The sequence below is a fragment of the Cellulosimicrobium sp. MI9406 genome, from assembly GCF_040595865.1.
GTDB classification, from domain to species: Bacteria; Actinomycetota; Actinomycetes; order Actinomycetales; family Cellulomonadaceae; genus Cellulosimicrobium; species Cellulosimicrobium funkei.
The window spans coordinates 1-24,642 of sequence record NZ_JALIZI010000013.1 but is presented as its reverse complement, the minus strand read 5'-3'; the positions used below and the strand labels follow the sequence as shown (position 1 = coordinate 24,642).

At 75.1% G+C, this 24,642-nt stretch carries 24 protein-coding genes; 14 read left to right on the top strand and 10 right to left on the bottom strand.

Going from position 1 to position 24,642, the window contains the following annotated elements:
* Window positions 1–801, bottom strand: an 801-nt coding sequence (locus tag MT994_RS19265) for a substrate-binding domain-containing protein (RefSeq protein WP_354807599.1), incomplete at its 3' end; no start/stop codon positions are given.
* 133 nt (window positions 802–934) lie between these two features.
* Between MT994_RS19265 and MT994_RS19260 the strand changes: the two genes are divergently transcribed.
* Window positions 935–1,315 carry a DUF5997 family protein gene (locus MT994_RS19260; protein ID WP_034650386.1) on the top strand — a complete coding sequence of 127 codons (381 nt, stop codon included), beginning with the start codon at window positions 935–937 and terminating at the stop codon, window positions 1,313–1,315.
* A gap of 66 nt (window positions 1,316–1,381) precedes the next feature.
* Here MT994_RS19260 and MT994_RS19255 read toward each other — a convergent pair whose 3' ends face one another.
* The gene (locus tag MT994_RS19255) at window positions 1,382–1,795 is read right to left on the bottom strand and encodes a SelT/SelW/SelH family protein (RefSeq protein ID WP_354807598.1); all 414 of its coding nucleotides are present in this window, start codon (window positions 1,793–1,795) and stop codon (window positions 1,382–1,384) included.
* Between the two features lie 62 nt (window positions 1,796–1,857).
* Complete coding sequence (locus tag MT994_RS19250) at window positions 1,858–3,252, bottom strand: DUF2252 domain-containing protein (RefSeq protein ID WP_354807597.1); 1,395 nt, start codon at window positions 3,250–3,252, stop codon at window positions 1,858–1,860.
* An 88-nt stretch (window positions 3,253–3,340) separates the two neighbouring features.
* On the opposite strand from MT994_RS19250, the gene MT994_RS19245 reads away from it, so the two are divergent.
* A complete protein-coding gene (locus MT994_RS19245) occupies window positions 3,341–4,522 on the top strand; it encodes a methyltransferase (RefSeq protein ID WP_354807596.1) in 1,182 nt (393 codons plus the stop codon).
* A gap of 58 nt (window positions 4,523–4,580) precedes the next feature.
* On the opposite strand, the gene MT994_RS19240 is transcribed toward MT994_RS19245, so the two are convergent.
* Window positions 4,581–4,991 carry an FKBP-type peptidyl-prolyl cis-trans isomerase gene (locus tag MT994_RS19240; protein ID WP_009864026.1) on the bottom strand — a complete coding sequence of 137 codons (411 nt, stop codon included), beginning with the start codon at window positions 4,989–4,991 and terminating at the stop codon, window positions 4,581–4,583.
* Window positions 4,992–5,127: 136 nt separating this feature from the next.
* Here MT994_RS19240 and MT994_RS19235 point away from each other — a divergent pair, with 136 nt between their 5' ends.
* Both MT994_RS19235 and MT994_RS19230 read left to right on the top strand, forming a co-directional pair.
* The gene (locus tag MT994_RS19235; protein ID WP_354807594.1) at window positions 5,128–6,006 is read left to right on the top strand and encodes an alpha/beta hydrolase; all 879 of its coding nucleotides are present in this window, start codon (window positions 5,128–5,130) and stop codon (window positions 6,004–6,006) included.
* Window positions 5,999–6,598 (top strand): TetR-like C-terminal domain-containing protein, encoded by a 600-nt coding sequence (locus tag MT994_RS19230; RefSeq protein WP_206158415.1) that lies wholly within the window; start codon window positions 5,999–6,001, stop codon window positions 6,596–6,598. The genes MT994_RS19235 and MT994_RS19230 overlap by 8 nt, the downstream gene beginning before the upstream one ends.
* Before the next feature lie 24 nt (window positions 6,599–6,622).
* On the opposite strand, the gene MT994_RS19225 is transcribed toward MT994_RS19230, so the two are convergent.
* Complete coding sequence (locus MT994_RS19225) at window positions 6,623–8,032, bottom strand: cystathionine beta-synthase (protein WP_354807593.1); 1,410 nt, start codon at window positions 8,030–8,032, stop codon at window positions 6,623–6,625.
* 147 nt (window positions 8,033–8,179) lie between these two features.
* On the opposite strand from MT994_RS19225, the gene MT994_RS19220 reads away from it, so the two are divergent.
* Window positions 8,180–8,896 carry a DUF5701 family protein gene (locus MT994_RS19220; protein WP_354807591.1) on the top strand — a complete coding sequence of 239 codons (717 nt, stop codon included), beginning with the start codon at window positions 8,180–8,182 and terminating at the stop codon, window positions 8,894–8,896.
* A 79-nt stretch (window positions 8,897–8,975) separates the two neighbouring features.
* On the opposite strand, the gene MT994_RS19215 is transcribed toward MT994_RS19220, so the two are convergent.
* Together MT994_RS19215 and MT994_RS19210 are read right to left on the bottom strand one after the other, a co-directional pair.
* A complete protein-coding gene (locus MT994_RS19215; RefSeq protein WP_143317313.1) occupies window positions 8,976–9,443 on the bottom strand; it encodes a hypothetical protein in 468 nt (155 codons plus the stop codon).
* Between the two features lie 53 nt (window positions 9,444–9,496).
* Window positions 9,497–10,411: a Bax inhibitor-1/YccA family protein gene (locus MT994_RS19210; protein ID WP_021482325.1), complete on the bottom strand. Its 915-nt coding sequence runs from the start codon at window positions 10,409–10,411 to the stop codon at window positions 9,497–9,499.
* Between the two features lie 375 nt (window positions 10,412–10,786).
* On the opposite strand from MT994_RS19210, the gene MT994_RS19205 reads away from it, so the two are divergent.
* From MT994_RS19205 to MT994_RS19190, 4 genes are read left to right on the top strand one after another with little or no spacing between them, the layout of a single operon-like run.
* Window positions 10,787–11,776, top strand: coding sequence for an ABC transporter ATP-binding protein (locus tag MT994_RS19205; RefSeq protein WP_354807590.1), 990 nt, complete (start codon window positions 10,787–10,789; stop codon window positions 11,774–11,776).
* The gene (locus MT994_RS19200; protein WP_021482323.1) at window positions 11,773–12,642 is read left to right on the top strand and encodes an ABC transporter permease subunit; all 870 of its coding nucleotides are present in this window, start codon (window positions 11,773–11,775) and stop codon (window positions 12,640–12,642) included. The genes MT994_RS19205 and MT994_RS19200 overlap by 4 nt, the downstream gene beginning before the upstream one ends.
* Window positions 12,639–14,147 carry a histidine kinase gene (locus MT994_RS19195; protein WP_354807589.1) on the top strand — a complete coding sequence of 503 codons (1,509 nt, stop codon included), beginning with the start codon at window positions 12,639–12,641 and terminating at the stop codon, window positions 14,145–14,147. The genes MT994_RS19200 and MT994_RS19195 overlap by 4 nt, the downstream gene beginning before the upstream one ends.
* The gene (locus tag MT994_RS19190) at window positions 14,144–14,845 is read left to right on the top strand and encodes a response regulator transcription factor (protein ID WP_354807587.1); all 702 of its coding nucleotides are present in this window, start codon (window positions 14,144–14,146) and stop codon (window positions 14,843–14,845) included. The genes MT994_RS19195 and MT994_RS19190 overlap by 4 nt, the downstream gene beginning before the upstream one ends.
* 76 nt (window positions 14,846–14,921) lie before the next feature.
* Here the strand turns inward: MT994_RS19190 and MT994_RS19185 are convergent, their stop codons facing one another.
* Complete coding sequence (locus MT994_RS19185; RefSeq protein WP_354807586.1) at window positions 14,922–18,101, bottom strand: efflux RND transporter permease subunit; 3,180 nt, start codon at window positions 18,099–18,101, stop codon at window positions 14,922–14,924.
* Between the two features lie 113 nt (window positions 18,102–18,214).
* Here MT994_RS19185 and MT994_RS19180 point away from each other — a divergent pair, with 113 nt between their 5' ends.
* On the top strand, window positions 18,215–18,757 hold the full coding sequence (locus MT994_RS19180; protein ID WP_194521120.1) for a MarR family transcriptional regulator: 543 nt from the start codon (window positions 18,215–18,217) through the stop codon (window positions 18,755–18,757).
* 57 nt (window positions 18,758–18,814) lie between these two features.
* Here MT994_RS19180 and MT994_RS19175 read toward each other — a convergent pair whose 3' ends face one another.
* The gene (locus MT994_RS19175; protein WP_354807584.1) at window positions 18,815–20,047 is read right to left on the bottom strand and encodes an MFS transporter; all 1,233 of its coding nucleotides are present in this window, start codon (window positions 20,045–20,047) and stop codon (window positions 18,815–18,817) included.
* A gap of 95 nt (window positions 20,048–20,142) precedes the next feature.
* Here MT994_RS19175 and MT994_RS19170 point away from each other — a divergent pair, with 95 nt between their 5' ends.
* Complete coding sequence (locus MT994_RS19170; protein ID WP_354807582.1) at window positions 20,143–20,664, top strand: MarR family transcriptional regulator; 522 nt, start codon at window positions 20,143–20,145, stop codon at window positions 20,662–20,664.
* Between the two features lie 21 nt (window positions 20,665–20,685).
* Here MT994_RS19170 and MT994_RS19165 read toward each other — a convergent pair whose 3' ends face one another.
* A complete protein-coding gene (locus MT994_RS19165; RefSeq protein WP_144723553.1) occupies window positions 20,686–21,531 on the bottom strand; it encodes an oxygenase MpaB family protein in 846 nt (281 codons plus the stop codon).
* A gap of 120 nt (window positions 21,532–21,651) precedes the next feature.
* Between MT994_RS19165 and MT994_RS19160 the strand changes: the two genes are divergently transcribed.
* The 3 genes from MT994_RS19160 to MT994_RS19150 form a co-directional block, all read left to right on the top strand.
* On the top strand, window positions 21,652–22,266 hold the full coding sequence (locus MT994_RS19160) for a helix-turn-helix domain-containing protein (protein ID WP_354807580.1): 615 nt from the start codon (window positions 21,652–21,654) through the stop codon (window positions 22,264–22,266).
* Complete coding sequence (locus MT994_RS19155; protein ID WP_354807579.1) at window positions 22,263–22,505, top strand: hypothetical protein; 243 nt, start codon at window positions 22,263–22,265, stop codon at window positions 22,503–22,505. Before MT994_RS19160 ends, MT994_RS19155 begins: the two co-directional genes overlap by 4 nt.
* 182 nt (window positions 22,506–22,687) lie before the next feature.
* Window positions 22,688–24,642: Ig-like domain-containing protein (locus MT994_RS19150; protein ID WP_354807577.1), on the top strand; the 1,955-nt coding region annotated here is incomplete at its 3' end.

The following is a 24,642-nucleotide window of genomic DNA, read 5'->3' as shown; positions in this document are numbered from 1 at the left end:
CGCTCCCGCACGACCGGCGCCCGCTCCCCCGCGGCCCGCGCCACCGCGCGCGTCGCGGTCGCGGCGCTCGCGGGCGGGCGCGGCGTCCTCCGCGGGCGCCGTCGCGCGACGCCCGCGCGAGCTGTTGGCCGTGCGGCCGCGGACGATCCCGACCATCTCCTCGACGAGGTCGTCGTCACGGTCCGCGACCCACGCGAGCGCGACGGGGGCCGACGGCGCCCCCTCCAGGCGGCGGTAGGTGACGTCCTTGCGGTGGTGCAGGCGCGCGAGCGACTGCGGCACGACCGCCACCCCGACGTTCGCGGCGACCAGCACGACCGCGTCGCCGGTCGTCGCGGGCCGCTCGTCGGCCGGCCGCCCCGGTGGCTGCGGCGCGTCGTCCGGGGCCCCGGCCTCGCCCGCCCACGGCACGACGTCGTCGAGCGGCCGCAGCAGCACGTCGTCGGCGAGGTCGTCGAGCGCGACCGGCTCCTCGGGCTCCAGGGCGGCGAGCAGGTGGTCGCGCGACACGAGCACGACGGGCGCCTCCTCGTAGAGGCGGATCGCGCTCAGCGCGTCGCGGTCGACGGGCAGGCGCAGGATCGCGGCGTCGGCCTCGTCGTCGCGCAGCGCCCGCTCCGCGTCGCCGGGCTCGACGGCGACGAGCTCGAGCGGCACGTCGGGGAGGCGCTCGCGCCACGTGCGCACCCACTTGGCCGGGGTCGCGCCGGGGACGTACGCGAGCCGGAACCGGCGGCCGGCCCCGTCGTCCCCGCCGCCGTCGGTCGTTGCCTCGGGAGCCGTGCCCGCGTCGTCGTCCACCCGGACAGCCTAGGCGCGCGGTCCCGCGCGCTCCCGCCCGGCGTGCACCGGGTCCGTCGCAGGCCCGCCGGACGCCCGCCGCGCGCCCGACCGCGGGCCGCCGGTACCCGACCGGCCGACTACCCTGGAGCCCATGACCCCCAAGCAGTCCGCGCAGACCATGAAGCCCGCCACCGCGGCGAAGAAGCTCGGGGTGTACCTGCCCGCCACGCCGCAGGAGTTCCAGGAGGGCACCATCACCCGGGCCCAGCTCGAGGAGATGGAGAAGAACCCGCCCCAGTGGCTCGCGGACCTGCGCCGCAACGGCCCGCACCCGCGGCCCGTCGTCGCGGGCCGGCTCGGCGTCTCGATCTCCGGCCTCACGCGCGGCGGCCTCACCGAGCCGCTGACCACCGACGAGATCGACGCGCTGCGCCAGGACCCGCCGGAGTGGCTGACGGCCGAGCGCGAGGTGCAGAAGAAGGTCCGCGCCGAGGAGGAGCGGCTCGCCGCCGCGCGCGCGAAGAAGGGCTGAGCCGCGTCCTGCGGGACAGTATCTGCCGCGCGGCCGACCGGCCTCAGTCCGTGCGCGGCGCGTCCGTCACGGCGTCCGTCGCGTGGCCGCGCGGTCGGTGTGGCCGAGCGACAGGTCGGGCGCGACGGCGTCGCGCACCCGGCGCTTGAGGTCCGGGATCTCGGGGAACCCGCCGTCGACGCGGCGGTCCCACAGCAGCACCGGCCCGTCCCCGGCGTCGAGCGTGACGCGGAAGACGCCGTCCGTGCCGGGCACGAGGGCCACCTCGCCCAGGCGCGTGCGGAACGTCTGCAGGAGCTCCTGCGCGACCCACGCCGCGCGCAGCAGCCAGCGGCACTGCGTGCAGTACTCGACCGCCACGCGCGCGGTCCCGCGCGCCTCGGCGTGCGCGGTCGGAGCCTCTGCCCGCGCGGAGGACTCCGCAGGCACCTCGGCGGGCGCGGGGGCGTGCGGGCCGGGCTGACCGGCGTCGTCCGTCATGGCGCCCAGCGTACGGGCGGCCGTCGGGCGCGCGGGTGGGCGTCCACCGCCGTCGGACCGGCTCAGACGCCCCGCTCGGCCGGGAGGCGGCCGCTCGTCACGGCGGCCTCGAGCGCGGCGTAGTCGCCCTCGACGACGTCCGCGTACGCGCGCGACCACCGCGCGAGGGACTCGTCGAACACGTCCGAGCGGCCGAGGTAGCCGTGCGCCACGCGCGCGCCCGGCGACTGGCTGTGCGCGCGGGCGAGCACGCGCCCGCACAGCTCCCCGTACCGCACGAACTGCGAGGCCGAGAGCCGGCCGAGCTCGACGGACCCCTTCATGTCGCGGAACTGGCGCCAGTAGAAGTCGACGCGCGGGCGGCCCGTGCGGTCGGGCGCCTCGACGGTCGTCCACCCCAGGAACGGGTCGGACTGCGCCTGCAGGATGCGCTGGGCGGCGACCACCCGGCGGCCCTGGGCGGGCACGGCCCCGGCGGGCACGAGCCCGGACGGCAGCGCGTCGACCATCCCCCCGTACGTCGCGAGGACCGACGACGTCGCCTCCTTCACCTGCAGCACGAGCGGCTCCCCCGCGGGCCCCTCGAGGAGCACGATGTAGCAGCGCGTCCCGACGCTCCCGACGCCCACGACGCGCAGCACGAAGTCCACGACACTGAACTGGCTCAGCAGGAGCCGGGCGTCGGCGCGCAGCGGCTCGCGGTACGCCTCGAACAGCGTCGTGAGCTCGTCGACGCTCGCCGTGTCCACGTGCTGGGTGACGGGCGGCTGGTCGACGATCCGCGTGCGGCCGTCGGCGGTCCGGCTCGTGATCTTCCGCACCACCTGCTCCGACGTGCGCCGCCGCGCCTTGCGCACGGTCCGCTCGAGCTCCTCGCGCCCGCCGTCGAGCAGCAGGGGCTCGATGACCGCGGTGTCGACGAGGAACGCGTAGCGCTCGAGGGCGTCGCGCGCGAACGCCTCGGCGAGCGTCTCGCGGTACCCGCGCACCGCGCCGCGCGCGGCGTCCGCGCAGTCGTGCTCGGCCAGGCCCTTGTCCCGCCCGCCCACGTACATGCTCGCCGCGAGGCGCTTGACGTCCCACTCCCACGGGGCGTCCGACGCCTCGTCGAAGTCGTTGAGGTCGAACAGGACCCGCCGCTCGGGCGACGCGAAGAGCCCGAAGTTGGAGACGTGCGCGTCCCCGCACCCGACGACCTGGACGCCGGTCCGGGGGCCGTCGCGCAGGTCGTGGGCCATGGTCGCGGCGGTGCCGCGGTAGAACGCGAAGGGCGACTCGAGCATCCGGCCGATCCGCAGCGGGACCAGGTCCTGGAGACGGTCGCGGTTCTGCTCCTCGACGATCGCCACCGGGTCGCGCTCCGGCAGCAGCAGCGCGCCCTGCGTGCGGCGCGGCACCCGGTCGCGCAGCGCGCGCCCGACGGCACGGGACTCGACCAGGGTTCGCGGGACGTCCACGGGTGCCTCCTCGCTCTCCGCAGTCGCACAGTAGCGCTCCGCCGGGCGCGCGGCGCGGCGACCACCGGGCGTCGGGGAGACTGGGGCGGTGACGACCTCGCCCGACCTCGCCGCCCTCCTGGAGCGCCTGCGCACCCACGACGCCGGCCCGGACCGGGAGGACGCACCGGTCGCCGTCGACCCGGCCGACCGCCTGCTGCTCGACGAGGCGGCGCCCCTGCTCGCCGGCGTCGCGCCGGGCGCCGTGGCCGTCGTCGACGACCGGTACGGCGCCCTCACCCTGGGTGCGGCGCTGCTCACCGGGACGGGTCCCGCCGGGGGGCGCGTGCGCGTCCACCAGGACGCGTGCACCGCGGAGGCGGCGCTCGACGCGAACGCGCGCGCGGTGGGGACGGCGACGGCGTACGACCGCCACGGCCTCGACGCGGGGCTCCTGGCCGGGGCGCGGGTCGTGCTGCTGCGGCTCCCCCGCGGTCTCGCGGCGCTGCGCGACGTCGCGGAGCACGTCGCACGCGAGGCGGGGCCGGACGTCGTGCTCCTCGGGAGCGCGCGCGTCAAGCACATGACGCGCGCGATGAACGACGTCCTCGCCGAGTCGTTCGGCGAGGTGCGCGCGAGCCTCGCCCGGGGCAAGTCCCGCGTGCTCGTCGCGTCGGCGCCCCGGCCGGCGCGCCCGCTGACCTACCCGGTCGTCACCGACCTGGCCGACGTCGGCCTGCGGGTCGCGGCGTTCGGCGCCGCCTTCGCGGGCGCTGGCCTGGACCTCGGCACGCGGTTCCTGCTCGACCGGCTCGGCGCCGACGACGGACCGACCCCCGGCGGGCAGGGTGCGGCGCCGCGCGACGTCGTCGACCTCGGGTGCGGGACGGGCCTGCTCGCCGCGTGGGCGGCCCGGCGCTGGCCCGACGCGCGGGTGGTCGCCGCCGACCGCTCGGACGCCGCCGTCCGCTCGACGGCGCTCACGGCGCGCGAGAACGGCGTCGCCGACCGCGTGCGCACGGTGCGCGACGACGCGGGCGTGACCCTCGCGGACGCGAGCGCCGACGTCGTGCTGCTCAACCCGCCGTTCCACGACGGCGCGGCGGTGCGCACCGACGCGGCGCACCGCATGTTCGCGACCGCGGGGCGCGTGCTTCGACCGGGCGGCGAGCTGTCGTGCGTGTGGAACTCGCACCTGCGGTACCGTCCCGCGCTCGAGCGCGCGGTCGGGCCCACGACGCAGGTCGCGCGCGACCCGCGCTTCACGGTGACGCGGTCCGTGCGGCGCTGAGCGGCGGGCGCCCGTCGTGGGTGATCACCGCGACGACGGGCACCCCGCGCTCAGGAGGTCACTGGACGTCGACGACGTCCACGACGAAGACGAGCGTGTCCGTGCCGCCGATGCCGGCCTGCGGCACGCCGCGCTGGCCGTAGCCGTGCTCCGGCGGGATCGAGAGCAGCACGCGGGAGCCGACGTTCTGGCCCACGAGGCCCTTGTCCCAGCCGCCGATGACGGCGCCGACGCCGATGGGGAAGGCGATGGTGTCGCCGCGGTCGTAGGAGTTGTCGAAGACGTGCCCGCCCCAGGTCTGGCCGAGGTAGTGCACGACGATGTTGCGCCCCGACGTGACGGCCGGGCCGTCGCCCTCGGTGAGCACGACCACCTGCAGACCGCTGGGCGCGTCCGTCTCGGGGAAGGTGAGCGTCGGCTTCTCGCCGAAGGATCCCGAGGCGGTGGGGAGGGTGGGCTGGTCGGTCACGAGGTTGCCTCTCGTCGGGTGCAGGAAGGCCCGCGCGGGCGCGGGTCTCCCTACCCTACGCGGGTCGCCCGGCCCCGGCCGGGCGCGATCGCCGGAACTCTTGCCCTCGTTGGCTAATGGCATTAGCCTTGCAGCTATGACCACGAGCCAGCAACCGAGCGTGCGCCACCTCGCCCGCGCCGAGGGACGCCTCGCCTACACCGACCAGGGCTCCGGCCCGCTCGTCCTCGCCGCGCCCGGCATGGGCGACCTCCGCGCCACCTACGACGACGTCGTCCCCGACCTCCTCGCCGCGGGCCACCGCGTGGTCGTCATGGACCTGCGCGGCCACGGCGACAGCGACACGACCTTCGCGACGCACGGCGACGAGGCGACCGCGTCCGACTACGTCGCGCTCATCGAGCACCTGGGCGCCGGCCCGGCCGTCCTGCTGGGAAGCTCCATGGCGGCGTCGGCCGCCGTGGTCGCCGCGGCCCTGCGTCCCGACCTCGTGCGCGGGCTCGTCCTGCTCGACGGGTTCCTGCGCGAGCCGTCGTCCCCCGCGAGGCTCCGCGCGATGCGCGTGCTCTACCGCGTCGCGCTCGCGCGACCGTGGGGCGCGGCGTTCTGGGCCTCGTTCTACGGCTCGCTGAACAGGGGCCGCACCCCCGCGCGCCTCGCCGCGCACCAGGCCGCGATCCGCGCCAACCTCTCCGAGCCGGGGCGCCTGCGCTCCTTCCGGTACCTCACCCTCCAGCTCGACCACCGCGTCGTCGAGCCGCGCGTCGCCCAGGTCGAGGCGCCCGTGCTCGCGGTCTACGGCGCGCTCGACCCCGACTACGCCGACCCGGCCGCCGAGGCCGCGTGGGCCGAGCAGGCGCTCGGCGCGACCACGCTCCTGCTGCCCGACGTCGGCCACTACCCCCAGCTCCAGGCGCCCGAGGAGGTCGTGGCCGCGACCCTCGGCTTCCTCTCCGGGCTGCCCGACGCCGACGCGCGCCCGGATGCCGAGCGGTCGGAGGACGCTCGTGGCTAGGGCCGGGCTGTCCCACGACGCCGTCGTCCGGATCGCGCTCGACCTCGTCGACGCCGGCGGCCCGACGGGCTTCGCCGACCTCACGCTCGCCAAGGTCGCCGCGCAGGCAGGCGTCGCGACGCCGAGCCTGTACAAGCACGTCGGCTCGCTCGCCGCGCTGCGCCGCGAGGTCGCCGTCGTCGCCGTCGGGGACTACACGCGCGCCCTCACCGACGCGACGGTCGGCCTCGCCGGGCCCGACGCCGTCGCCGCCCTCGCGCACGCGACCCGGCGGTACGCCCGGGCGCACCCCGGCCGGTACGCGGCCGTGCAGGTCGCCCCCGACCCGGACGACCCCGCGGACGCCGCGCTGTCGGCGGCCGCGGGGCGCAGCGTCCAGGTCGTCGCCGCGGTGCTGCGCGGGTTCGACCTCCCCGAGGACCGTACGGTCGACGCCGTCCGGTCCGTGCGCGCGAGCCTGCACGGCTTCGTCGCGCTCGAGCTCGGCGGCGGCTTCCGCCTGCCCGACGACCTCGACCGCAGCTTCGACCTGCACGTCCGCGCGCTCCTCGCGGGCCTGGCATCCCTCGCGCGCCCGCAGGCCGGAGCCTGAGGCGCGCGCCGGGCCCGGCGGGGATCAGCGCGCGGCGACGAACCCCAGGAGGTCGTGCCGCGTGAGGACCCCGACCGGGTCGCCGTCCTCGACGACGAGCAGCGCGTCGGCGTCGTGCAGCGCGGTGCGCACGGCCTCGACGCCCTCGCCCGCGCCGATGAGCGGGAAGCGCGGCTCCATGTGCTGCTCCACGCGGTCGGCGAGCGACGCTCGGCCGGAGAAGACGGCGTCGAGCAACGCGCGCTCGCTCACCGACCCGGCCACCTCCCCGCTCTTCACGGGCGGCTCGGCGCCGACGACGGGCATCTGCGACACCCCGTACTCGCGCAGGATCTCGATGGCGTCGCGGACCGTCTCGCTCGGGTGCGTGTGCACGAGGTCGGGCAGGCGGCCGTCCTTCGCGCGCAGCACGTCGCCCGCGGTCACGCCCTCCTCGTCGGGCAGGAACCCGTAGGACCGCATCCACGCGTCGTTGAAGATCTTGGAGAGGTAGCCGCGCCCGCTGTCCGGCAGCAGGACGACGATGACGGCCCGCGCTGCCGCCTCCGGGTCCTCCTCCTCGAGCCGGCGCGCGAGCCGCAGCGTCGCCTCGACGGCCATGCCGCACGACCCGCCGACGAGCAGGCCCTCCTCGCGCGCGAGGCGCCGGGTCATCGCGAACGAGTCCGCGTCGCTGACCGGGATGACCTCGTCGGGGACCGCCGGGTCGTAGGCGTCCGGCCAGAAGTCCTCGCCCACGCCCTCGACGAGGTACGGGCGCCCGTCGCCGCCCGAGTAGACCGAGCCCGCCGGGTCCGCGCCGACGACGCGCACACGCCCGCCGTCGGAGGCCGCGCGGTCCGCGGAGACCTCCTTGAGGTAGCGGCCCGTGCCGGTGATGGTGCCGCCCGTGCCGACCCCGGCGACGAAGTGCGTCACGCGACCGTCGGTGTCGGCCCAGACCTCGGGGCCGGTGGACTCGTAGTGCGACGCCGGGCCGTTCGGGTTCGCGTACTGGTTCGGCTTCCAGGCGCCCGGGATCTCGCGGACCAGCCGGTCGGAGACCGAGTAGTAGGAGTCCGGGTGGTCGGGGGCCACGGCGGTCGGCGTGACGACGACGCGCGCGCCGTACGCGCGCAGCACGTCGCGCTTGTCCTGGCTCACCTTGTCCGGGCAGACGAAGACGCAGTCGTACCCCTTGCGCTGCGCGACGAGCGCGAGCCCGACGCCCGTGTTGCCCGACGTCGGCTCCACGATGGTGCCGCCGGGCCGGAGCTCGCCCGACGCCTCCGCGGCCTCGACCATCTTCAGCGCGATGCGGTCCTTGACGGAGCCGCCGGGGTTCACGTACTCGACCTTGGCGAGGATCGTCGCGCTGAGGCCTGCGGTGACACGGGACAGCCGGACGAGCGGGGTACCGCCGACGAGCTCGGACACGTGCTCTGCGTATCTCATGCCCCGATCATCCCCGATCCGGCGCCGCGCGCGTGCCCGGCCGGGCGCCGTCCCGACCGACGCCCGGCATGAGGGTCGCTCGCGACGGGAATTCCCGTACGGTGTAGAACGTTGAGGACGCCGACATCCCCGACCGAGAGGTGACCCGTGCCCGAGCCCACGACCGCCGCCACCCGTCCCGCGTCACCCACGACGGCACCCGCGCCGCCCGCGCTCCCCCCGCTGCCCGACGTCGTCGCGCAGGCCGAGCGCCTCGTCGCGCTCGACGTCCACGAGATCGCCGGTCTCACCGCGGACGCGTTCCGCGCCGCCGCGGCCGACCTCGCGGCCACCGCCCCCGCGGGCGCGCTGCTCGTCGTCGACCCGGCGCTCGCGCCGCCGTCGGCCCTCGCACCCCTGCTGCGGCTCCCGGCGAAGGACGGCGAGAAGGAGGGTTTCGTCGTCGTCGACATGACGGACGTGGACCGCTTCGCGCCGATCGAGGAAATCGTCGTCCCGCCGGGGCCGCTCTCGCTCGTCACGGAGGTCGACCGCGGCGACGACCTGGCGAGCTGGTCCCCGGACGAGGCGCTGCCGGAGCTCACGGCGCGCGGCCGGACGCCGCTCCTGCTGCACGAGGGGATCCACTGGGCGCTCCAGGCGCCGGACGTCCTCGCGCGCAACCACTGCTACATGACGGTCGGCTCACGGCTGCGCAAGCCCGACGGCCGCCTCGACACCCGCACCCCCGCGCTCTGGATCTCGAACGGCACGGGACGCGACGGGCGCGAGCGCCGCGGCGCCCCGAAGGTCGGTTGGTGCTGGGCCGGGAACCGCCACACGTGGCTCGGCTTCGCCTCGGCCGCCGGCCGCCTCCCCGCCTGACCCCACCCGCTGAGTGCGGAAGGAGTCGCGGCGGAGACGTCCGACCGCGGCTCCTTCCCGCACTCACGGGGTGGGGCCGTCAGCCGACGAGACCCAGGATCGCGACGAGGACCACGACGACGCCGAGCACCACGACGAGCAGCGGGCGGTCGGAGGCCTCGGGCGCCACGAGCCGGCCGAGACCCGCCCCGACCGCGGCGGTGACCCCGACGACGGCGGCCGCACCCGCGACGAGCGCACCGCCACCGCCCGCGCCGGCGTCGGCGAGCTGGCGGGCGATGCCGCCCGCGAGCAACGACCCCCAGAGCGCTCCGGCCACGAGGCCGAGCGCCGCGAACACGAGCGCGGCCCGGCGCTCCGTGGCGTCGCGCGTGATCCGGGTGCCGAGCCAGGCGACGGCGGCACCCGCCGTCGGGACGCTGAGCAGGATGAGGAGCGCCGCGAACGACAGCCACGCGGGCGGCGCGCCCGAGACGACCATGTACAGGACCTGGACGCCGAGCATCGCGGCCGCCGCGACGACGAGCCCGGCCAGAAACACCGGCACCCGCGGCGGGAGGTCCGCCGCGGGTACCGGTTCACGGGTGCTGCGCGCCACCGTCAGTCGCTGCTCTGCAGGATCGCGAAGAGGCGCAGGAACTCGAGGTAGAGCCAGATCAGCGTGACCATGAGGCCGAACGCGGCCGACCACGCGAACTTGGCGGGGACGCCGGCCTCGACGCCACGCTTGATCGAGTCGAAGTCGACGATGAGCGACGCGGCGGCCAGGCCGACCGCGATGAGCCCGACGACGATGCCGATCGTGCCGCCGCGCATGCCCCAGCCGTCGAGGACGCCGAAGAGCACGAGGACGACGTTGACGAGCGAGAACGCGAGGTACCCGACCATCGCGATGAGCAGCCAGCGCGTGAACTTCGGGGTGACGCGCACCTTGCCGGAGCGGAACAGGAACAGCGCGGCCGCGAACGTCGCGACGGTCGCGAGGACCGCCTGGAAGACGATGTCCGTGAGGTTCCCGCCGTTGCCGACGGTCATGGTGCCGAACGCGAGGCTGATGCCACCGAGGAACAGGCCCTGGGCCACGGTGTAGGCGATGATCAGGGCCGGGCTGGGGTTCCGCTTGAACGCGTTGACCAGGCCGAGCACCAGGCCGGCGATCGCACCCAGCAGGTAGAGGAACGGCATCTGCGGCGTGAGGTACCACGACGCCGCCCCGACGACGACGAGCAGCGCGAGCAGGCCGCCCGTCTTCATGATCACGTCGTCGTACGTGAGGCGCTTGGTGTCCGCCGTGGTCGCCGACGGCGCGCTGTACATCGCGTCGAGCTGCGCCGCGTCCGCGGTCTGGGCGCCGTACGCACCCCACTGCGCGCCCTGCGGGGGCGTGCCGTACGCGGGGCCCTGGCCCTGTGCGGGCGGGCTCCCGTAGGCGGGCGCGGCCTGCGTGGCCGCCCCACCGCGCCGGTTCTTCGGCTCGCCGAAGACCGCGCTGTTGTTGAAGACGGGGTTGCTCATGAGCTCCTCCTGGTCGCGGCGTCCACTACCTCTCAGCGGGCCTCGTCATCGGCGTCTCGCCTCGAGTCGGGTGTCGCTGGCCTGCGTTCATCCTAGGGAACGTGCGAGTCCCGGCCACTGTTCCCGCGGGTTTTCCGCGCCTCGCGGGCGAAGTCCCGACCAGCGGACCACGCGCCGGGACGTCGCGTACGCCGCGCGGCGTACACACTCCGGGTCACGACGGCGGCAAGATACGTCGCAAGGTGGCTGCCCGGCACCGAGCCCGTCCGTAGGCTCGAGACGTACCTCGCGGTGAGGGGCCCGGCCGGACCGGAGCGACCTTCCCGCGGTGCACCAGGACCATCCCGGACGAACGACCCTCGGAGGGGCGAAGTCATGATCGAAGCACGCGGCCTGACCAAGAGGTACGGGCCCAAGACCGCGGTGGACGGCGTCTCGTTCACCGTGCGTCCCGGGACCGTGACCGGCTTCCTGGGCCCCAACGGCGCGGGCAAGTCCACGACCATGCGCATGATCATGGGCCTGGACCGCCCCACCGCCGGGACCGTCACCGTCAACGGGCGCCCCTACGCCCAGCACCGCTCACCGCTGACCGAGGTCGGCGCGCTGCTGGACGCCAAGGCCGTGCACACCGGCCGCTCGGCCTACAACCACCTGCTCGCGATGGCCGCCACGCACGGCATCCCGACCAAGCGCGTGGACGAGGTCATCGAGATGACCGGCCTGCAGCCGGTCGCCAAGAAGCGCGTGGGCGGCTTCTCCCTCGGCATGGGCCAGCGCCTGGGCATCGCGTCCGCGCTGCTGGGCGACCCCAAGACCCTCATCCTGGACGAGCCCGTCAACGGCCTGGACCCCGAGGGCGTGCTGTGGGTGCGCAACCTCGCGCGCTACCTCGCCTCCGAGGGCCGCACCGTCTTCCTGTCGAGCCACCTCATGAGCGAGGTCGCCCTCACCGCCGACCACATCATCGTCATCGGCAAGGGCCGCATCATCGCGGACGCCCCGGTGAGCGACATCGTCAACGGCTCGCAGCAGCGCACCGTGCGCGTGCGCACCCCGCACGCCACGCAGCTCGCCGAGCTCCTCACGAGCGACGGCGCGACCGTCACGAGCGACGAGCCGAGCATGCTCGTCGTCACGGGCGCGGACGCCCCCGGGATCGGCGAGCTCGCCGCGGCCAAGGGGTTCGTGCTGCACGAGCTCACGCCGGTCACGTCCACGCTCGAGGACGCCTACATGGCCCTCACGGCGGACGCGGTCGAGTACCAGACCGACTCCGCGCAGAACCACATCGGCCACGGTGCCGCGGGCGCGACCGCGGGCGCACCGGCCCCCACCGACTCCCTCGAAGGAGCGCAGCGATGAGCGCCACGACCCTCGCCACCGGCGCCGGCCCGACGGCGTCCCGCACCTCCCCCTACCGCCTCTCGTTCGGCCACGTGCTGCGCTCGGAGTGGATCAAGTTCCGCACCCTGCGCTCCACCTGGTGGACGCTCGGCATCACCGTCGTCGTCATGGTGGGCTTCTCGCTCATGTTCGCGGCCGTCATGTCCTCGATGCAGTCCGCGGGCGCCACGCCCGAGGAGGCCGGCATGGGGTCCGCCGACGGGGTGGGCATCACCGTGATCACCGTCGGCTACACGTTCGCGCAGCTGGCCGTGGCCGTGCTCGGGGCGCTCACCGTGACGGGCGAGTACTCGACCGGCATGATCCGCTCCACGCTCTCCGCCGTGCCGAGCCGTCTCCCCGCCCTCGCGGCGAAGATGATCGTCGTCGGCGTGGTGACCGCGGTGACGACCGTCGTGGCCGTCGGGCTGTCGTGGCTCGTGACGTACCCGATCCTGTCGGGCAAGGACATGACCGTCGACTTCTCGTCCGCGGACGACCAGCGCGCCCTGATCGGCGTCGTGCTCTACCTCACGACCGTCGCGCTCTTCTCCGTCGCGGTCGGCGTGCTGCTCCGCAGCTCCGCAGGGGCGATCTTCACCCTCGTCGCCGTGTTCTTCGTCCTGTCGATGGTCCTCGGGATCGTCATGGGCGTGACCGGTGCCGACTGGGTCCAGACGCTCTACAATTCCCTGCCCGCGTCCGCCGGCGAGCAGATCGTGCTCGGCGGCAACATGTCGGGCAGCGACACGATCGCGCCGTGGCCCGGCTACGCCGTGCTCCTCGGCTGGACCGCCGCGCTGGTCGCCGCGGCCGCGGTCGTCCTCAAGCGCCGGGACGCGTGACCACCCGGCCCACCACCCCGCCGACGCCGGACGAGCAGACCGCTCGTCCGGCGTCGGCCGTGGCGCGCCCGGAGCCGGCAGACCCCGCCGCCCCGGGGAGCCCGGGCTCGTCGACCCACCCCCTGCGCCCCGCGCCCGCTCCCTTCACCGAGCTCGACGCGCGCCGGCTCGGCCCCGTCCGCCGGTACTTCGCGCGGCACCCGGTCGTCATGGACTGGGTCGTCGTGGCCGTCTTCGTCGTGCCCGGCGTGCTGTACGCGCTCACCGCGTCGCAGCCCCGCGGGACGACGGCGTTGTCGCTCGTGTTCTTCCTCGTCGGCGGCGTGCTCCTGTACTGGCGCCGCCGTCGGCCCGTCACGGTCGCGCTCGCGCTCACCGTGGTCGGGGTCGTCGCCATCGGCGTCACCGGCGACACGGCAGGGTTCGAGGTCGCGGCCATGTTCGCCGTCTACGCCGTCGCGGCGTCGCGGCCCTCGCGCATCGCGTGGCCGGTGCTCGCGATCACCGTCCTCGCGCTCTCCGGCGCGACCCTGCTCTGGTACGACGTCGTCACCACCCCGGAGGGCGAGGTCCTGCGCCAGAGCGTCGAGCCCGGCCGCGCGACCGTCGACCGCATCGTCGGCATGCTCGTGACCACCATCCTCTGCCTCGTCGCGCTCGCGATCGGCACGAACGTGCGCGCGCGCCGCCAGCACGTGTCCGACCTCGTCGAGCGCGCCAACTCCATCGCGCGCGACCGCGACCAGCAGGCGCAGCTCGCCGCCGCCGCGGAGCGCACGCGCATCGCGCGCGAGATGCACGACGTCGTCGCGCACTCCCTCACCGTGATGGTCGCCCTCGCGGACGGCGCCAAGGCGTCGGGCGCCAAGAACCCCGAGCTCGCGGGCCACGCGCTCGACGAGCTCACCGCGACCGGCCGCGCCGCGCTCGCCGACATGCGGCGCGTCCTCGGCGTCCTGCGCGAGCCGGGCGGCGAGCAGACCGTACCCCTCGCGCCCGCGCACGAGACGCCCGAGCTCGAGGAGATCGTCGAGCGGTTCCGCACCGCCGGGCTGCCCGTCCGGCTCGTGCGCTCCGGCCCGCAGCCGACGCCCGGCCCCGCCCTGCGCCAGACCGCGCACCGCATCGTCCAGGAGGCCCTGACGAACGTGCTGCGCTACGCGCCCCTGTCCCCCGTGGTCCTCGTCGAGGTGTCGCGCCGCGCCGAGCCCGGCGCCGACTGGCTCGAGCTGCGCGTCGTCAACCAGGCGGGCCGTCGTCCCGGGGAGGGCGCGAGCGCCGACGAGCGCGGGCTCCCGCCGTCCGTCGCGGAGCAGCACCCGCCCGGCGTCCCCGTCGGCACCGGTCGCGGGATCATCGGGATGCGGGAGAGGGCCGCGGTCTACGGCGGTACCGTGTCCGCGGGGCCGAGCGGGACGGGCTGGGAGGTGCGGGCGAGCCTGCGCCTCGACCTCGACCCCGGCCGCCAGGACGGCGCACGCGACGACGGACAGGAACGCACATGACGGGAACGGGGGCACCGATCCGGGTGCTGCTCGTCGACGACCAGGCCCTGCTGCGCATGGGCTTCCGCATGATCCTCGCTGCCGAGGACGACATCGAGGTCGTCGGCGAGGCCGGGGACGGCGAGACGGGCGTCGCGCAGGCGTCCGCGCTCGCGCCGGACGTCGTGCTCATGGACGTGCGCATGCCCGGCACGAACGGCATCGAGGCGACGGAGCGGATCGTCACCGCCCAGCCCGGGTCGCGCGTCATCATCCTCACGACGTTCGACCTCGACGAGTACGCCTTCGCCGCCCTGCGCGCCGGGGCGAGCGGCTTCCTCCTCAAGGACGCCAAGCCCGGGGAGCTCGTCGGGGCGATCCGCGCCGTCGCGAGCGGCGACGCCGCCGTCTCCCCGCGCATCACGCGCCGCATGCTCGAGATGTTCTCCGGCCAGCTCCCGCAGGACGGCACCGCCGCCCCGGCCCAGGCACCGACCGGCCGGGACGACCCGCGCCTCGCCGACCTCACCGCGCGCGAGCTCGAGGTCTTCGAGGCCCTCGGTGAAGGGCTGACGAACGCCGAGATCGCCGAGCGCTTCGTGCTCTCGGAGGCGACGGTCAAGACCCATGTCGGGCGCGTCCTCGGCAAGCTCGGCCTGCGCGACCGCGTCCAGGCCGTGGTGCTCGCCTACGAGACGGGCGTCGCCCGCCCCTCCTGACTCTCCCGACCCCCCGCGCCGAACAGGTGGTCGGCGAGGGCCCGGCGGGTCCGGCGGGTCGGGGACGGTGGGCGGTTCAGGCGTTCGCCGTCGTCTCCTCGGCGGCGGCCTTGTCGGCCTCGGCCTGGGCCTGGGCCTCTTCCTTGGCCGCCTTCCTCGCCGCGCGCTTCTCGCCGCGGCGCTCGGCGAGCGTGTAGAGCACCGGCACGACGACGAGCGTGAGCAGCGTCGAGCTCAGCAGGCCGCCGATGACGACGAGCGCGAGCGGCTGGGAGATGAACGCGCCGCCGCCCGTGATCCCGATGGCCATGGGCGTGAGCGCGAAGATCGTCGCGGCCGCGGTCATGACGATGGGGCGCAGCCGCTTGCGCGACCCCTCCAGGACGGCGTCGTCGAGCGCCCGCCCGCGCTCGCGGTACTGGTTGATGAGGTCGATGAGCACGATCGCGTTCGACACCACGATGCCGACCAGCATGAGCAGGCCGATGAGGGCCGGCACACCCAGCGGCGTCCCTGTGGCGAGCAGCAGGAGCAGCGCGCCCGTCGCGGCGAACGGGATCGACACGAGAAGGATGAACGGCTGCAGGAGGCTGCGGAACGTCGCGACCATGACGAGGTAGACGATGAGGATCGCGACGAGCAGCGCGAGGCCGAGGTCGGCGAAGGCGTCGGCCTGGTCGGCGGCGACGCCCCCGACCTCGACCGTCGCGCCGCCCTCGAGCTCGAGCCCGTCGATCGCGGTCGTGAGCTCGGTGGTCAGCGCGCCGAGGTCCTGCCCCGCGGGGGTGACGGCGATCGTCGCGCTGCGCTCGCCGTCGACGCGCGTGATCGAGGTGGGGACCTCGACCTCCGCGACCTCGGCGACCTGCGTGAGCGGCACGGGGCCCGCGGCGGTGGGCAGCACGACCTGCTCGAGCTCGGCGACCGTCGCCGGCGCCTCGCCCGCGACCACGCGCACCTGCACCGGGCCGTCGCCGAGGTTCACCGTGCCGACCGGAGCCGGGGACATGGCCCCCGCGACCGTCCCGGCGACCTGCGTCTCCGTGAGCCCGACGGCGGCCGCCGCCTCACGGTCGACCGTCACCTGGACGGTGGCCTGGGCGGCGGCGAGGTTGTTCGTCACCTGCGCGGCGCCGTCGGTCCCCTCCGCGAGCTCCTGCACCTCGGCGGCGGCCGCGGCGAGGGTGTCGGTGTCGGGCGCGCGGACCACGAGGTCGACCGTGGAGCTGCCGAACGCGGCGTCGGCGCCCGCGACCTCGATGCCCTCGCTCGCGTCCCCACCCAGCCCGGAGACGGCGTCGCGCACGTCCTCCTGGGCCGCCACGGCGTCGGCGTCCGCGTCGAGCGTGACGGCGAACGTCGCCGTCGGGGACCCGCCGCCGCCGAAGAACGCGGCCTCCGGGCCGCCCGCGGTGCCGACGGTCGTCTGCACCGTGGCGACGCCGTCGACGTCGAGGAGCGCCTGCTCGACGTCGCGCGCGGCCGCGTCCTGCGCGTCGAGCGACGTGCCCGGCGCGAACGACTCGGTGACGGTGAGCGTGTCCTGGCCGGTGTCGCCGAGGAAGTTGGTCTCGAGCCGCGGCACGAGCGCGAGCGTCCCGGCGAGGATCGCGACCGACACGCCGAGCGTGATCGCGGGGTGGCGCAGGGCCGCCCGCAGCGTCGGGAGGTACGCGCGCTGCCACAGCCCGCGACGCTCCTTGACCTCCGCGGCGGCGCGGGCGCGCTCGCCCGCGAGGCGCGCGGCCTCCGGGTCGGCCGGGACGGGCGGCGACGTGATGAACCAGTACGCGAGGACCGGGACGATCGTCAGCGCGACGAAGAGCGAGGCCAGCATCGCGATGGCGACGGTGAGCGCGAACGGCCGGAAGAGCTCACCGACCATGCCGCCCACGAGCGCGATCGGCAGGAACACGGCGACGGTCGCGACGGTCGAGGCGGTGATCGCGCCCGCGACCTCCTTGACCGCACCGATGATGGCGCCGACCTTCTCCTCGCCGTACGACAGGTGCCGCTTGATGTTCTCGATGACGACGATCGAGTCGTCGACCACGCGGCCGATCGCGACCGTCATCGCCCCGAGCGTGAGGATGTTGAGCGTGTAGCCCGTGGCGTTCATGACGATGAACGTCACGAGCAGCGACAGCGGGATCGACACGGCGGAGACGAGCGTCGAGCGCAGCGACGCGAGGAACAGCAGGATCACGACGACCGCGAAGAGGAGCCCGAGCAGGCCCTCGGTCGCGAGGCCCTCGATGGACTCCTCGATGAACGGGGCCTGGTCGAACACGACCTCGACGCGCACGTCCTGGGCGTCGAGCACACCGGAGAGGTCGTCGACCGCGTCCTGGACCGCGTGCGACACCTCGACCGTGTTGCCGGCGGGCGTCTTGGTGATGGCGACGGCGAGCGCGGGCTCGCCGTCGAGCCGGGAGAACGACGTCGCGGGCTCGGGGCCCGCGGTGACGGTCGCGACGTCGCCGAGCGCGACGGGCGGGGTGCCGGGCGCCGCGGTCGGGGACACGAGGGGCAGCGCGGCGAGCTCGTCGACGGTCGTGACGGCCGTGCCGACCTGCACGCTGAGGGTGCGGTCGCCCTCCGCGACGGTGCCCGCGGGCACCACGACACCGTTGTCCTGGAGGATCGTGGAGACCTGCTGCGGGCTGAGCCCGGCGGCGGCGAGCGCGGCGGGGTCGAGGGCGATCGTCACCTGCTGGTCGGCGACGCCGCTCACCGCGACGCTGCGGACCCCCTCGACGTCCTCGAGCGCGGGGACGAGGCTCGACGTCGCGGTGTCCGCGAGCGCCGCCTCGTCCGCGCCGCCCGACACGGCGAGCTGGATGACCGGGAGGTCGTCCACGGAGCCGGTCACGACCTGCGGCTCGACGTCCTCCGGGAGCTGGGACTGCAGCCGCGTGACGGCCGTCTGGAGCTGCGAGGCCGCGGCGTCCATGTCCGTGCCGTACGCGAACTGGACGGTCGTCACCGAGAGGCCGGTCGACGACGTCGACGTGACGTCCTCGACCCCCTTGACCCCGCGCGCGGCCGTCTCGACGGGGACGGTAACCTGCTGCTCGACGATCGCCGGGGCCGAGCCCGGGTACGCGCCGACGACGGCGGCCGTGGGGATCTGCAGGCTCGGGATGAGCTCCTGCTTGAGCGATCCCATGCTGAGGACGCCGAAGATCGCGATCGCGACGGTGGCGAGCGCGACGAGCGCGCGGTTGGCCAGCGACAGCCGGGCGAGACGGGACACGGAGCCTCCAGGGGTTCCAGGTCGGGCGGGAGACGACGTCGGCGTCGCGATTTCGTTAGCGTAACGCGAAGCATCTCGGGATGGTTCCCGCGCCCACCGATAGAGTCGGCGCCGTGACCCACCCCGCCGACGACGAGCGCGCGACGCTCGCCCGGCGCCTCGAGGACGCTCAGCGCCGGCTCGCCGACCTGCTGCTCGCGCAGCGCCTCGAGCCGCTGCTCCGCACGACCCTGACGGTCCCCCAGCTCCGCGCGCTCGCCGTGCTGCAGCTCGACGGGGAGACGAGCTCGCACCGGCTCGCGGACGTGCTCGGCATCTCCCCCGCGACGCTCTCGGGGATCGTGGACCGGCTCGAGGCGGCGGGCATGGCGTCGCGCCGCCCCGACCCGCAGGACGGTCGCGTGCGCCTCGTCGCCGCGACCCCGCGCGGCGCCGCGGCGGTGCGCCGGCTCGTCGCGCAGGAGGACGAGCCCCTCACGGACCTCCTCGACCGGCTCGACGTCGCGGACCTGCGCGCGCTGACGGCCGGGATCGAGGCCCTCACCCGGGCCGCGGAGTCGGCCGCGACCGAACCCGAGCCCGACCCGGCGGCCAGCGCGCCGTCGGGCACCTCGGGCGACGGCTCGGCCGACGCCGGGACCGACCCGGAGGGCTGAGGGTCCTGGGCCGCGCGGCCCAGGACCCTCTCCCCCGTCGTCGGCGACGCCGGCGGCTCAGACCTCGCCGAGCGCCTCCTCGGGCGTCCCCTCGACGGTCCGGGCCCGGCGGTTCCACCCGGACCACAGGACGCGCTCGCCGAGCTCGCCCGCCATCCGGTGCCCGTACGCCACGAACACGACGACGCCGAGCACGAGGATCCCCGCCCCGAGCCAGAACGGCGCGGTCGCGGACACCGGGTGCAGGAGCCCCGCGATGACCGGGGCGGGGGCGGCGAAGCCCCAGCGCACCAGGTTGAACGCGCCGGTGGTCACGCGGCGGTCCGGGTCGCCGAGCGCGAGCGAGAGGTCCGTGAGGTTGGCGTTCGCGATGCCCATGAACACGCCGGCACCGACGAGCACGACGACGGACCAGGCGGTCCCGAGGTCGAGCGCGAGGAGCACGAGCGCGACGAGGACGCCCACGACGGCCACGCCCAGCGTCTGGACGGCGCCGACGCGGTGCGCGAGCCGGTGCCCGACGACGAGGATCCCGACCGCGAGCCCCACGCCCCACGCGGTGAAGACGAGACCGAGCGGCACGACGTCGAGCCCGAGGAACACGGGGGTGTACCCGAGCACGACGAAGAAGCAGAAGTTGTACGCGGCGGTGACCGCGGCGAGGGCGAGGAAGCCGGGCTTGCGGAACAGGCGGAAGACCTGGCCGACGCGCAGCGGCGCGGGCTTCGCGGCGGGGTCCTTGAGCCGGGTCACGGACACGAGCAGCGCCACGAGCATGAAGACGCCGCACACGAAGAACGGCACACGCCAGGAGATGCCGCCGAGCAGCCCGCCGAGGAGCGGCCCGACGGCGAAGCCGAGACCGACGCACGTCTCGAAGAGCTCGACGACCCACTCGCGGTCGTTCGCCAGGGAGACCAGGAGGACCATCGCCGTCGCGAAGAACATCGCGTTGCCGAGGCCCCACAGGCCGCGGAGCGCGGCGAGCTGGCCGATGCTCGTGCTCAGCGCCGCGAGCACGGCCGCGACGGCCACCAGGCTGACGCCCGTGGCGAGGATCTTCTTGTAGCCGAAGCGCCCGGTCGCCATGACGGCGGGGATCATCCCGAGCGCCATGACGGCGATGTAGGCGGTGAAGAGGAGCTCGATCTGCCAGGTCGACGCCCCGATCTCCTCGCCGATCACGGGCAGGATCGGGTCGACGACGGCGATGCCGGCGATCGCGAAGAACGCGGTGAGGGCGGTCGCGTAGATGGCGGTGCGGTTCGGTTCGTTGCGTGTGGAGGCCACTCGGTCGCACTTCCTGGTGAGGGAGGCCGCCGCACGAGGGGCGGCGGCGGGAGGAGTACCTGTATCTAGCAGGTAACTATCTGTAGAATACACCCATGACGGTTGCCGAGGGAAACGATCAGCCGCAGGCCGAGGCGCGCGGGGACGCGACCGCCCAGGACGTGCTGGGCGCGATCGAGCTCGAGGTCGCCCAGCTCCTGCGCCGCGCGGAGCGCACGCGCGCCTCCGGGAGCCCCGGGACGTCGCGCCGGGGCGGCACGCTCGACCGGTCCGGCTACCTGCTGCTCCACACGCTCGGCACCCACGGCCCGCTGCACGTCAACGCGCTCGCCGAGCGCCTCGGCCTCGACGCCTCCACCGTCACCCGCCAGGTGGTCGCGCTCGAGCGGGCCGGGCACGTGCGCCGGGCCCGGGACCCGCACGACGGCCGGGCCGTCGTCGTCGAGCCCACGGGCGCGGGGCTCGACGAGCTCGCCGCTCACCGCGCGGCGCGCACCGCGCTCTACGCGGACGTGCTCGGGGACTGGTCGCGCCTCGACCGGGCCCTCCTCGCCGAGCTCCTCGGCCGGCTCAACGACGACCTCGACGCCTACCGTCGCCGCCGCGACGAGGCCTGACCCGCCGGGCGAGCCTCGCCGTCAGGCCCCGGGGAGCGCCCACCGCAGCAGCCGCGTGACCGTCTCCCCCGCCGGGTGCGCCCACCGCTGGGGCAGTCCCCGCACGCGCGGCATGCCCGCGCGTGCCCAGTCCGGCAGGGACGCCCGCGCGGCCACCGCGAGCCCCGCGTACACCCGACGCACCGCCCACGGCAGCGGCGGCTCGACGAGGAGGAACCGCGCGGCGTCGAGCGCTGCCGGGGTGAGGCCGAGCACCGGACGGTACCCGGCGACGGCGTCGTCCAGCTCGCGCACCGTGACCGGCACGTCCTCGACCCCCAGGGCGCGGCCGACCACCGCCGCCTGCGCGACGTACTCGTCGCACCCGGCGGCGTCGAGCGGGCGGTGCCCGAACTCCTGGTGCGCCACGAGGAAGCTCTGCGTCTCGGCGACGTGGACCCAGCGCAGCAGGTCCGGGTCGCTCGCGCGGTAGGGGCGGCCGTCGGGCGCGACGCCGCGGACCCGCTCGTGGACCGCGCGGACCGCCGCCACGGCGCCGGCGGCGTCGTCGGCCGTGCCGAAGGTCGTCGTGGCGATGAAGGTCGAGGTCCGCTGGAGGCGCCCCCAGGGGTCGCCCCGGTAGCCCGAGTGCGCGGCGACCCCGGCCATCGCGAGCGGGTGCAGGCTCTGCAGGAGCAGCGCGCGCAGCCCGCCGACGAACATCGACGCGTCGCCGTGCACGCGCTGGACCGCGGACCCCGCGGGGAACCAGCGCGGGCCGGGCGTCTCGTGGATGCGCGCCCGCGTCGCCGTGGCGTCCGGGCCCGCGACCCGCAGGAAGATGGCGCGCTCCGCCGCGCCGCGCACCCGCTCCGCCACCTGCGTCATGCGCTCGATGCTCGCACCTCGCGCTCGGCCCCGCTCCCCGCGCGGGCCGTCCGACACATGCCAACATCTCGCTGCAAAGAACCTCTTGCAAAGAGTCGTTTGCATCGCTACGGTCGTCGTATGCCCACCGACAGCGCACCGGAACCCGTCCCGGCCGAACGCCACCCCGCGCTCGGCCCCGCGCAGCTCAAGGCGCTCGCGCACCCGCTGCGGGTGCAGATCCTCGACCTGCTCTCGACGCACGGCGCGCTCACCGCGAGCCGCCTCGCCGACCTCGTGGGCGAGTCCAGCGGGTCCACGAGCTACCACCTGCGCCAGCTCGCGCGGCACGGCCTCGTCCGGGAGGTCGCGGGCCGCGGGACGGCGCGCGAGCGCTGGTGGGAGCGCCCGCCGGGCGGGTTCACGGTCGACGTCCCGCACGACGAGGAGGACGCCGCCGCCACGCTCGCGGGCGCGATGGTGAGCCGCGAGTTCGAGTCCGCGAGGGCGCGCAAGATCCAGGCGTTCCTCGAGCGCTCCCCCGAGCTGCCGACGCGGTGGCTCGACGGCAGCCGTCTGACGACGACGAGCATGTGGCTCACCGCCGACCAGATGCTCGAGGTCGCGGAGGCGTGGGACGCGTTCGACGCGACGCTCCAGCGGTTCCAGGGCCAGGAGCAGGCGCCCGGCGCGCGGCCCGTGCAGATCCACTTCAACGTCTTCCCGACGATCGACGGCAAGGAGAACCCCTCATGAGCGCGTACTCCCCCACCCTGCCCCGCACGGTCGAGCCCCGTGGCACGGACCGTCTGCTCGTCCTCGTGGGCTCCGCCCTGGCCGACCTCGGCCGCCGCCGCGCGGCGGCCCGGTCCCGGGTGTCGACCACCCCGCGCGCCGCGGCGGCCGCCGTCCGCCCGGACGGCGCGTCGCTGCGCGCGGCCGAGGACCGCACGCGCGACCGGGCCGCGCTGTCCCGTGCGTCCCTTCTGCCCTGATCAGGGGAATATTCCACCCTCCATGGGGACTGCTCCCCATGCCCTGAGCGACCCTGCCTCGGTTACCCTCGTCGGGGCGTTCTGCGGGCAGTCTGCGGGCACCGGAGCACCCGTTCCCCTCGTCACCGCCGCTCGGCGGGACCGGGAGGACGTGTGCCCCGCCCAGGCACAGAGGAGCACAGGTGGGTCTTCTCACGACCATCCGCGAGCATCGTCGTACCGTCGCGTCGGTGAGCACCGTGTCGGTGTTCTCCACGGCGCTGGTGGGCATGGCGCTGCTCTACGAGGGCGAGGCCACGGCGGACGTGGACCTCAACGACTCGGGCGTGTGGGTGACGAAGACGTCGGCCGGCCTGATGGGGCGGTTCAACTACGAGTCCCAGGCGATGGACGGCACGCTCAACGCGGGCAGCGCGTCGTTCGACGTGCAGCAGGACGCGGGCCGCGTCCTCCTCGACGACCAGGGGACGAGCACGTCGTCCCCCGTGGACGTCGCCCACCTCAAGCTCACCGGGCAGATCCGCCTGCCGGCCGGGGCGCAGGTCGCCTCCGGCGGCGCGACGACCGCGATCCTCGACGGCGAGGAGGGCCTGCTGTGGGTCCTGCCGTTCGACGGCGCCACCTCGTTCGACGCCGAGAAGCTCGACCCGACGGCCGAGGTCGGCGGTGACGGCGCGCTGACGGTGTCCGAGGACGGGACGGTCTTCGTCGCGATCCCCTCGACCGGGGCCCTGTGGACAGTCGAGACCACGAGCAAGGGCGCCGTCTCCGGCGACCCGGCGTCGACGTCCCTCCCGGTCGGGAAGGGCGCCGAGGTCGAGGTGACGGCCGTCGGTGACGAGCCCGTCGTCCTCGACCGCTCCGCCTCGCAGCTCGTGCTGCCCGGCGGCCGGACCGTCGCGGTCGAGGACGCGGAGCAGGCGCGGCTCCAGCAGCCGTCCGCCGGGTCGGGCGACGTCGTCGTCGCGACGACCGACGCGCTCGTGACCCAGCCCCTGAAGGGCGGCGACGCCCAGCGCCGCGCCGCGCAGGGCGTCCCGGCCGCCCCGGTGCGCCTCGGGTCGTGCACGTACGGGGCGTGGGCCTCGACCGGCCAGGTGATCCGCGACTGCGAGGGCACCGACCGCGACGTCGACGAGCGCCTCGAAGGGCTCGACCCCCAGACCCGCCTGGAGTACCGGGTGAACCGGCAGGTGATCGTGCTCAACGACCTGTCGGCGGGGACGTTGTGGATGGCTGCGGACGAGTACCAGAAGGTCGACGACTGGGACGTCCAGATGCCCGAGGAGGCCGAGGGCGAGGAGGCCGACGCGGAGCTGACGAACCCCGAGCAGGTGGACCAGTTCATCGCGGACCGGTCCCAGCCGAACCGGCCGCCGCAGCCGAAGGACGACGCGTTCGGGGTACGTCCGGGGCGCACGACGATCCTGCCGGTGCTGGGCAACGACGTGGACCCGGACGGGGACGTGATGACGGCGTCGCTCGCCGGGGACTCGCCGTCGAACGCGACCGTGCAGACCATCATGGGCGGCGCCGCGCTCCAGGCCGTGGTCCCCGAGGACGCCGAGGGCACCGGGTCGTTCCGGTACTCCGTGTCCGACGGCCGCGGCGGCGTCGCCGAGGCGGGCGTCACCCTCAAGGTGTCCCCCTGGGGCGAGAACGCTCCCCCCGAGCAGACCGGTGACCCGGTCCTGCGCGTCGCCCAGGGCGGCGCCGCGACGATCAAGGTGCTGCCCTTCTTCAAGGACCCGGACGGCGACGACCTGTACCTCGCGTCGGCGGCCGCGACGGTCGCGGGCGACGACGTGCGCTCGCGCCCCGACGGCACGGTCGAGCTGCGCGACGGCGGCGGCTCGACCGGGCGCAAGATCGTGACCCTGCTCGTCTCCGACGGCGAGCTGTCCTTCGAGGGCAAGCTGCTGGTCGACGTGGTGCCCGGTCCGCAGCCGCCGGTCGCGGTGAGCGACCACGTGGTGGTCCCGGCGGGGCAGCCGGTGACGGTGGAGCCGTTGCGCAACGACACCGACCCGAACGGGGACGAGCTGCGCCTGGCGTCGGTCTCGGAGTCCGCCCCGGCGCAGATCACGCCGAACTACGACGCGGGCACGTTCACGTTCCTCTCGATGGAGCCGCGCTC